This window comes from Actinoplanes sp. NPDC000266 (assembly GCF_042899005.1).
In the GTDB taxonomy this organism is placed as follows: domain Bacteria; phylum Actinomycetota; class Actinomycetes; order Mycobacteriales; family Micromonosporaceae; genus Actinoplanes.
Genome location: NZ_JBIAZI010000025.1, coordinates 61,022 through 69,449, shown reverse-complemented (window position 1 = coordinate 69,449; position 8,428 = coordinate 61,022). Strand labels below are relative to the sequence as shown.

At 69.4% G+C, this 8,428-nt stretch carries 10 protein-coding genes and 1 pseudogene; 3 read left to right on the top strand and 8 right to left on the bottom strand.

What is annotated here, in order from left to right; translation table 11 throughout:
* Window positions 1-114: pseudogene (locus tag ACFY36_RS51365) on the top strand (thioredoxin-disulfide reductase); the annotation flags it as partial.
* A gap of 22 nt (window positions 115-136) precedes the next feature.
* Here the strand turns inward: ACFY36_RS51365 and ACFY36_RS51360 are convergent.
* Window positions 137-1,066: a restriction endonuclease gene (locus ACFY36_RS51360; protein WP_499753250.1), complete on the bottom strand. Its 930-nt coding sequence runs from the start codon at window positions 1,064-1,066 to the stop codon at window positions 137-139.
* Between the two features lie 232 nt (window positions 1,067-1,298).
* Here ACFY36_RS51360 and ACFY36_RS51355 point away from each other — a divergent pair, with 232 nt between their 5' ends.
* Window positions 1,299-1,967, top strand: coding sequence for an arsenate reductase ArsC (locus ACFY36_RS51355; RefSeq protein ID WP_499753249.1), 669 nt, complete (start codon window positions 1,299-1,301; stop codon window positions 1,965-1,967).
* Window positions 1,968-1,969: 2 nt separating this feature from the next.
* The gene (locus ACFY36_RS51350; protein ID WP_499753248.1) at window positions 1,970-3,337 is read left to right on the top strand and encodes an FAD-dependent oxidoreductase; all 1,368 of its coding nucleotides are present in this window, start codon (window positions 1,970-1,972) and stop codon (window positions 3,335-3,337) included.
* A gap of 184 nt (window positions 3,338-3,521) precedes the next feature.
* On the opposite strand, the gene ACFY36_RS51345 is transcribed toward ACFY36_RS51350, so the two are convergent.
* The 7 genes from ACFY36_RS51345 to ACFY36_RS51315 form a co-directional block, all read right to left on the bottom strand.
* Window positions 3,522-3,974 (bottom strand): P-loop NTPase family protein, encoded by a 453-nt coding sequence (locus ACFY36_RS51345; protein WP_499753247.1) that lies wholly within the window; start codon window positions 3,972-3,974, stop codon window positions 3,522-3,524.
* Between the two features lie 181 nt (window positions 3,975-4,155).
* A complete protein-coding gene (locus ACFY36_RS51340) occupies window positions 4,156-4,626 on the bottom strand; it encodes a PPC domain-containing DNA-binding protein (RefSeq protein WP_499753246.1) in 471 nt (156 codons plus the stop codon).
* Window positions 4,627-4,787: 161 nt separating this feature from the next.
* The gene (locus ACFY36_RS51335) at window positions 4,788-5,567 is read right to left on the bottom strand and encodes a phosphotransferase enzyme family protein (protein ID WP_499753245.1); all 780 of its coding nucleotides are present in this window, start codon (window positions 5,565-5,567) and stop codon (window positions 4,788-4,790) included.
* A complete protein-coding gene (locus ACFY36_RS51330; RefSeq protein WP_499753244.1) occupies window positions 5,567-6,895 on the bottom strand; it encodes an MFS transporter in 1,329 nt (442 codons plus the stop codon). The genes ACFY36_RS51335 and ACFY36_RS51330 overlap by 1 nt, the downstream gene beginning before the upstream one ends.
* Complete coding sequence (locus ACFY36_RS51325) at window positions 6,892-7,314, bottom strand: pyrophosphohydrolase domain-containing protein (protein ID WP_499753243.1); 423 nt, start codon at window positions 7,312-7,314, stop codon at window positions 6,892-6,894. The genes ACFY36_RS51330 and ACFY36_RS51325 overlap by 4 nt, the downstream gene beginning before the upstream one ends.
* Window positions 7,311-7,940 carry an AAA family ATPase gene (locus ACFY36_RS51320; RefSeq protein ID WP_499753242.1) on the bottom strand — a complete coding sequence of 210 codons (630 nt, stop codon included), beginning with the start codon at window positions 7,938-7,940 and terminating at the stop codon, window positions 7,311-7,313. Before ACFY36_RS51320 ends, ACFY36_RS51325 begins: the two co-directional genes overlap by 4 nt.
* Window positions 7,937-8,287 carry a hypothetical protein gene (locus ACFY36_RS51315; RefSeq protein WP_499753241.1) on the bottom strand — a complete coding sequence of 117 codons (351 nt, stop codon included), beginning with the start codon at window positions 8,285-8,287 and terminating at the stop codon, window positions 7,937-7,939. Before ACFY36_RS51315 ends, ACFY36_RS51320 begins: the two co-directional genes overlap by 4 nt.
* Window positions 8,288-8,428 lie beyond the last annotated feature (141 nt).

Genomic DNA, 8,428 nt, shown 5'->3' with positions numbered 1-8,428 from the left:
GCCGCCGGCGACCTCGTCGACCACACCTATCGTCAGGCCATCACGGCCTCCGGCACGGGCTGTGCCGCGGCCCTGGACGCCGAGCGCTTCATCGCCTCATTCCTAGAGCTGTGACCTTCCGAGCCGGCGCGCGCAGCTAGAACATGTCGCTGACGGGCAGGTGGCAGCTGCCGGTGTCGTTGGCGTGCCGCTTCTTGCGGCGCAGTGCCTCGTCCAGCGGAACGCGGCCCTCGAGGATGACGAACAGGTCGGGTCCGGTCAGGGTCATGAAGCAGGTGCCCTCGGCATAGGTGCGGCGGGCCGGCTCGCTGAGTCCGTTGATGCTGACGATCAGGCCGAGGGCGTTCTTGCCCTTGCGCTCGATCTTTTTGGCGAAGGCGTCCGCCTGTTCCCGGCTGACCGGGTCCTTCGTCCACTTCGCTTCGATGATGTAGTCATCGGTGTCGAAGCTGATAGATCCGTCGATCTGCTCGGAGTCCAGCGAGTACGCCAGCCGGGGCGACAGGTCGAACAAGGCGAACAGGGAGTTCAGGAAATCCTCGAACTGCCGGCCGCGCTCGTGCACGTCGGTCATCGCGTGCATCGCCATGAACAGGGCGCGCAGGTCACCGAGCTCCTCGGCGAAACGCCGCTGCAACTCCACCTGCTGGGTGTAGGCGGCACGTTCCGCCGCCAGCCGCTCCCGCTCGCTGATCAAATTCTCGTAGGCGCCGGTGTAGGTCTTGAGGGCGGCGACGGCGGCCTGCGCCCTGGGCAGCCATTTCTCCGAGTTCTCGTGCTGCTCCAGCTCCGGGAACCGCTCCATGTTGGCCAGTTCGACCATCAGTTGCACGGTGGCGTGGTGATAGACGCGCTCACCGGCGATCAGCCGGTCGACCATCTCGTCGGCGATCTCCCGCTTGGAAACCCCGAAATTCACTCCCGCGAGCAGCTCCGGATGCTCCCGCAAACTGGCCCGCAGATACTTCTCCAGCGTCGGCTTGTACCAGAACACGTAGGCGAGGGCAGACCGCAACGCGTTGAAGGCAGCACCAGAGATCCGCCTGGTCGCCTGGCCCTCGGTCATCCGCGTCCACCCATTCCGCCTCGCCGACCGCCAGCCTCGACAACCGCTGCCACCGCCTGAGATTAGGCACACGCACGGTATTCGCACCAGAGCCGCCCGTCGAAGCAACCAGAGTGGCGACCCGTTTCTGACCCACCAAGCAAGTTTATTTCAGCGCAGATTGACTCAATGAACGCTGAGCGATGTAATGGATGTGTTGCCAGCCTTTCTTCGGCGCTCCTGGAGGCCCACGATGAGTGATCTCGTCATCCCACCGGACAACCGCGATCTGTCGATCGATCAGCAGGTGGCGCTGCGCACCGCGGCCGGAAACCTCGGCCGGCTGTTTTCCGACCTCTACGGCGCAGAGACCATCGAACGGTTTCTGCGCTCCAGCTACGACCAGTTCGCCAACAGCAGCACCGTCCCGCATTTCCTGCCGCTGCTGGCCGAACGCTTCGCCCGGCAGCGTCTCGAAGCCCTCGCCCGGGTCGAGGGCCACCACCGCGACGGCAAACCCGTCGTACTGTTTCTGTGCACCCACAACGCCGGCCGCTCCCAGATGGCCCTCGGCTTCTTCACCCACCTCGCCGGGAACCGTGCGGTCGCCTGGTCCGGTGGCAGCGAGCCAGGCCATGAGATCAACCCCGCCGCGATCGCCGCCATGGCCGAGCGCGGCATCGACATCACCGGCGAGTTTCCCAAGCCCTGGACCGACGAGATCGTCCGGGCCGCCGACGTCGTAATCACCATGGGTTGCGGCGACGCCTGCCCGATCTTCCCCGGCACCCGCTACGAGAACTGGGACCTCACCGATCCCGCCGGTCTCGACGTGGCCGCCGTGCGCCCGATCCGCGACGACCTCGAACGCCGCGTGCACACCCTGCTCGGCCAACTCGACATCGCAGCCGGAAGGGCCTGAGCGTGCACCTGGCCATCATCGGCGGCAGCGACGCCGGCATTAGCGCCGGCTTGGCCGCCCGCGAAAAGGACCCGAGCACCGACGTCACCCTGCTGGTCGCCGACGCCTACCCGAACTTCAGCATCTGCGGCATCCCGTACCACGTCTCCGGTGACGTGCCCAACTGGCGCAACCTGGCCCACCGCGCCACGACTGACCTCGAAGCCGCCGGCCTGAGCCTGCTCCTCAACCACCGGGTCACCAGCATCGACCCGTACGGCCACACCGTCACCGCCGGCACCACAACGCTCGGCTACGACAAACTGATCATCGCCACAGGCGCCGTCCCGGCCCTCCCGCCGATCAACGGCCTCGACCACCTCGGCGCCAGCGACGGCGTGCACGTCCTGCACTCCATGGGCGACACCTTCGACCTGCAACACTCACTGCGGCAACGCCAGGCCCAGACCGCGATCATCATAGGCGCCGGCTACATCGGACCCGAGATGTCCGAAGCGCTCACCGCCCGCGGCATCAAGGTCACCCTCCTCGAACAACTCGACCAGGTCATGCCGACTATCGACCCCGAACTCGCCACCCACCTGCAGCAGCACCTGACCGACCGGCAGGTCAGCGTCCACACCGGCACCAAAGCCCGAACCGTCCGCGCCGACGACGGCCGGCTCACCGTCGACACCGACGCCGACAGCTACACCGCCGACATCGTCCTGGTCGTCACCGGCGTACGCCCCGACACCACCCTCGCCGCCGCGGCCGGCATCGACCTCGGGATCCGCGGCGCGATCGCCGTCGACCGGCAGATGCGCACCAACCTGCCCGACATCTACGCCGCCGGCGACTGCGTCCACACCTGGCACCGGCTCCTCGCCCAACGCGTCTACCTGCCCCTGGGCAGCACCGCCCACAAACAGGGCCGCGTCGCCGGAACCAACGCTGCCGGCGGCACCGCCATGTTCGCCGGAACCCTCGGCACCCAAGCCGTCAAAGTCTTCGACCTCGTCGCCACTGGGACAGGCCTACGTGACCACGCCGCCCGCCAGGCCGGATACCAGCCACTCACCGTGGAGACCGTCGCCGACGACCACAAGGCCTACTACCCCGGCGCGACACCCATCCGGATCCGCATCACCGGCGACCGCGTCACCGGACGGCTGCTCGGCGCCCAACTCCTCGGACACCACGGCGCCGAAATCGCCAAACGCGTCGACACCTACGCCACCGCCATCAGCTACGGTGCCACCATCGACGACCTCGCCAACCTCGACCTCGCCTACACCCCACCACTGGGCAGCCCATACGACGCCACCCAAACCGCCACCATGGCGTGGAGGACACACGCCGCTGGCCGCCCCAACGACGGACATGCCTGACATCACTGACATACCGACAGGGCATCTGCCAGCAGATTCGCTTGACAACCGGAGATAATGAAGATGGTCGCGGCGAAGGCCGGATCGTCCGCGTAGCCGGCAATGCCGGTCATCGCAGCCCGACGGAGTGCGCACGCGCGATCTCGGCGGCGAACTGGTTGGCCTGGCGGCGGCTGGTCAGGTGCTACACCTGGGCGTGCGCCCCATGTTCGCGGATGCACGCGAGGACCCGCGGCAGATGCCTGCTTCGGTAGCCGAGCACGTACCGGATGACCTCGGGTGTGATGCGGTCGAAGACCCCGTCGGGGTGTTGGCCGCCGCGGTAGCGCAGCCGGCGGTGCAGGATGCCGGCCAGGCAGACCAGCGGGTGCTGATCGAGCACGATGATCGTGTCCGCGCGGGCCGCGCGGATCGGTAGCGAGGCCAGACTGTTTCCCTCGATCAGCCACCGGTCAGCGCTGACCAGATTCCGTTGCGCTGCTCGGTAAGTTTCCTCCGCAACGGTGCGCCAGGCGCGGTCGTAGCGCAGCGCGTCGAGATGGGTAACCGGCAGATCCAAGATGGCGCCGAGCTGCCGGGCAAGCACGGTCTTGCCCGCCCCTCCGGCCCCGACGATCACAACCCGCTTCATATCCATGCTCTCGACCTCCGGGATCCTCGTTTCTGCGTTCGGCGCCCGACACGGCGTGGCGTCGACCGGCGGAGCCGACGCCACGCCGTAGCGACCCCGGGCGTCATCACGGCCGCTCGTTCGACATCGGTGGGGTCGGTGGGTTCCGGCCATTGGCCTGGCCGCTGTGTGCGGCGTTCTGTGCTGGTCATGAAATCCCGGTTCCAAAGCGCAGCAGTGGCACGTCGTAGAGCTCGGGTGCCGTGCGGCGGTGCAGGAACGGGTCGGTGATCTCCACGATGACCAGCTCGGTCAGGAATTGCACGGTCGCGTCGAGCAGGTGGCTGGTGTAGCCGGTGGCGCTGAGTTCTTTGAGTCCGACGGCGACGTGCAGGTGCGGGGCGATCTGGCCGGTGGTGTCGTCGTAGGCCAGGGTGCCGCCGCCGACCGCTTCGACGTTGCGGAGTTGAACTGTGTCCCAGACGGGGACCTGCGAGTCATCGAGACGCTGGCAGGTGCCGACCAGGTCGACGCTGGAGAGACAGGCGACGAAGATCGGGATGTAGGCGGACTGGATGTGATGGTCCTGGCAGGCCTGGCGCAGGGACGAGAAGAAGTCGTCGCCGTGGTCGAAGGCAACGACGATGCTCCGGCCGATGGTGGCTTCGCGGCTACGCACACCTACCGCCCGCCCGGCTCGTGCCGGCCGACCGCGGGTTCGGTCAAGGCCACCTGGTGGCTGCGGTGAATGCGGTGGCGCGTACGGATCGGTTGCACGTGATCACCCTTTGGAAGGTCGTTGTCGGTATGCCCTGCGGGCGGCTGAGGGGATAGGAAAGGTCAGCCGATCAGATGGGCGCGGTGGGTGAGGATGTACGCGGCGGCGGCGCGGTAGCCGGCGGCGTAGTCGTGTTCGCCGTGTACCGCGTAGGCGGGGTTACCGGCGTCAACCTGCTCGCGGATGTGGGCGGCCATGCCGAGCAGCCGGATCGCCGCGTAGTCCACCAGCACCTCGGGCCGCAGGTGCGGGTCGTAGGCGGCGGCGAGAATCCGCAGGCGGCGGGCCCGGTCGGGTTCGTAGTCCCAGCCGAAACCCTCCAGGTCGCCGGTGGGATGGAACGGGACGAGCTGGTGGGCGAGATAGGACAGGTCCCAGGCCCGGTTGGACGGGCCAGCGAAGTCGAAATCGATGATCCCGGTGACCTGATCGCCATCGAAGATCAGATTCCACGGAGCCAGGTCGCCGTGGCCGAAGCAGTCGATCTCGGCCGCCACGGTGACCTCCTGCCGATCCCACCGGCCCGGTTCCGGTGCGCTGAAGCCGATGCTGGCGTCGTGCAGGCGCCGGACCGTACGGGCGGCGCTGCGCAACGCCTTCTCCGAGCGGATCGCGGCCGCCAGCGGCGGGTGCCCCGCCGTGCCGGGCAGGAAGCTGAGCCGCTCGCGGGTGCCGTCGTCGCTGGTTCCCCGCACGCGCGGCGCCGCGTCGAATCCGCGGGCGGCGAGATGTTCCAGCAACGCGTGGACGTTGACCGCGCCCGGCCCGGTGTGGCGGGTGACCGTGTCGCCGTCACGGACCGTGGCGGCGAACCGGCCGCCGGTCAATGCTTGCTCGCCCATCAGCGTGTCCCTTCCTCAGATACCGTGTTGTCGGTGTGGCTGTGCAAGGCGGTCCACGGCAGCAGGACGGCGCTGGCCAGCAGCGCCACCGACAGCACCGCAATCGCGGTGCGGATCCCCGCTGCCGCGGCGAGTAGCCCGGCGCCGGCGATGCAGGCGGGCTGCACGAGTTTGCTGCTCATCGCCCACGCACCGACGACCCGGGACAGATGCGTATTACTCGTGGCGGCCATACGGTAGGTGGCGAACGCCGGGTTGAAGATCCCGGCGCACAACAGCAACGCACTATCGGCGCCGATGATCAGAGCAAGACCGCCGGGCCCAGGCCCGGCCAGCAGGATCGGGCTCATCCACAAACACCGGCCGGCCCCGGCAATAAGCAGCGTCCGGCCGAGCCCCGCCCGGCGGATGACCATCGGGGCCAGCACCGATCCGAGCGCCCCGGCCGCGCACGGGATCCCGAGCGCAAGGCCGTACTGCAGGGGCGTGAAGTGCAGGTCACGCAGCAGGTAGACGGCGATCAGCGGGGTAGACGCCATGATGCAGCCGCCGAAGATTTGCGCGTTGGCGAACAACGGCCGCAGGATGGGGTGCGTGCCGATGTAGTGCCAGCCGCCGATCACCTCGGCCAGCCAGCGCCGGTGGTGCTGTTCGGGTTGTGGTGGGGGCGGTTCCGGGGTGCGGATGCGCCGCCAGCCGAGGGCGGCCAGTAGGTAGCTGATCGCGTCGACCAGCACCGAGGCGACCGGGCCGGTCGCTGAGACCAGCAGCCCGCCGGCCGGTGGGCCGAGCGTGCTCGCCGTCCACGTCGTGGTCTCCAACCGGCTGTTCACCCGGGCCCGATCTTCCGCCGGGGTGAGTGTTTTCAGGTAGGGGTGGCTCGCGGCGTTCGACACGATGGTCGCCGCGGTCTGTGTGACCGCCACCAGACACAAGTGGGGGTAGGTGAGCACGTCGAGCCAGGCGGCGGCGGGGACGCTGGCCAGGGCCACGAACCGGGCCAGGTCGGCGCCGATCATCGCGGGGCGTTTGCGGTGGAACTCGATGAACGGGCCGAGCGGCACCACGACCGCCACCCCGGCGACACCGGCCAGCACCGCCAGCAGCGACACCTGCCAGTCCGAAACCTGCAAAATCAAGATCGCGGCCAGCGGCAGAGCGCCCGCGCCGACACCGCTGCCGAGCGCGCTGACCGTGTAAGCCGACCAGAACCGGCGTACGTCCACCCCGCTAGGAACGCAACCGGGGTCGGCGATACCGGCGCGGTGCGCGGCCATGTCGGCGGGTACCGCCGCAGGTGCGGCTCGGGGACGGTTGGAGATGTTCATGCCGGGTCCGGGTCCGCTCCGCGCTCCGGGCGTCCGGTGGGGACCGGCGGTGGTGTGGCGGGGATGCGGGCAGTGGCCTTGCGGGCTATGCGGGCGAGGACCTTGTGCGGGTCGTGGCCGAGGCTGGCTGCGGCGACCAGGGCGGTGAACGCGACGTCGCCGAGCTCGTCTGCCACGTCCTGCCGGCTGTGGGTGACGCCCTTGCGTGGGTTCTGCCCGAGGGTGCCGATCCACGCGGCGGCGGCCTCTCCCGCCTCCTCCACGATCTTGAGGATGCGCAGGCTCAGTTCCGGTACGGCGGTGCCGTTGTGCTCGTCGAGCCACGCCCGGGACGTGCCGATCGCCGCCCACACATCGATGTCCTCGCCACCGGGTCGGCCGGTGCCGGGATCACCGCTTCCGCGGTCAGGAAGGGTCACGACGGCCGCCCTCCCTCCCCAGAGTCGGCTTCGCTGCCGGGCAGGGCGGCGGACGCGCGTTTGGCCGTGCAGTGGGGGCATTCGACCGGGCATGGGGTTTGCGGGGCGGTGTCGGCCAGGCCGCTGCCGTGCAGGATCCGCTCGACCCCGTCCTCGAAGCCGACCGACTCGGTGATGATCTGCTCGCACGGTAGCCCGAGCACGTCGAGCGGCGTGTACCACTCGCGCATCTGCTCGGCGGTGACCGGGATCGGCTCGGTTCGCTGGTGGTGGCGGCGCACCGTTTCGTCGAAGGAGACCTCCATCCATAAGGCGCTGGTCGGGCCGGGATGTTCGGCGATCAGGTCCCGCAGCGGCTGCCCGTACTGGCCGGTGTGCAGGATGCCCTCCAGCACCACGTGATAGCCGCCCGCGAGCGCGGCCAGCACGACGGTCGTGATGAACGCTGGGGCGATCGTCGGGGTCCGGTTGCTGCCGTGCTCGCGCAGCACCACCCGGCGCAGGTAGTCCTGCTGGACCAGGGCGCAGCCGCGGCCGTAGCGGCGGCGGACTTCCCGGGCGATGGACGTCTTTCCGGATCCGCTGTTGCCTCGGATGATCACGAGGTGGCTCGCCTGGCCGGTCACCGTTCGGCTCCGTCGGCCGGCCAGGTGATCACGGTCGTGGTGTGCCGGCGCGGTACGAGCAGGCGCAGGCTGTCCGTGCCGGGCAGCGGCGTGCCGTTGGGGTGCACGGTGATCTGTGGGCCGGGCCGGTGCCGATGCTCGCGATCCCACACGGTGAACAGGTCGATCAACTCGCCGGTCAGTCGTTCGGCGTCGGGGCCGAAGCCGTGCGCACCGAACCGCCAGGTGGTGTCGTCGTTGCGGCGCATCGTGAGATAGGCGAAGCTGCTGTCGGTGAGCAGGGTCGGGCAGGTGAACTTGTCCTGCGGATCCAGCAGCCCGGCGGTCCGTTCCCGGTTGACAGTCATCACCCCGTACGGGCGGGGGGGGGGGGGGGGGGGGGGGGGGGGGGGGGGGCGCGGGCGCCCCCCCCCCCCCCCCCCGCCGGGCGGGGGGGGGGGGGGCGGGGGCGGCCGGGGGGGGGGGGCCGGGGCGGGCGGGGGGGGGCG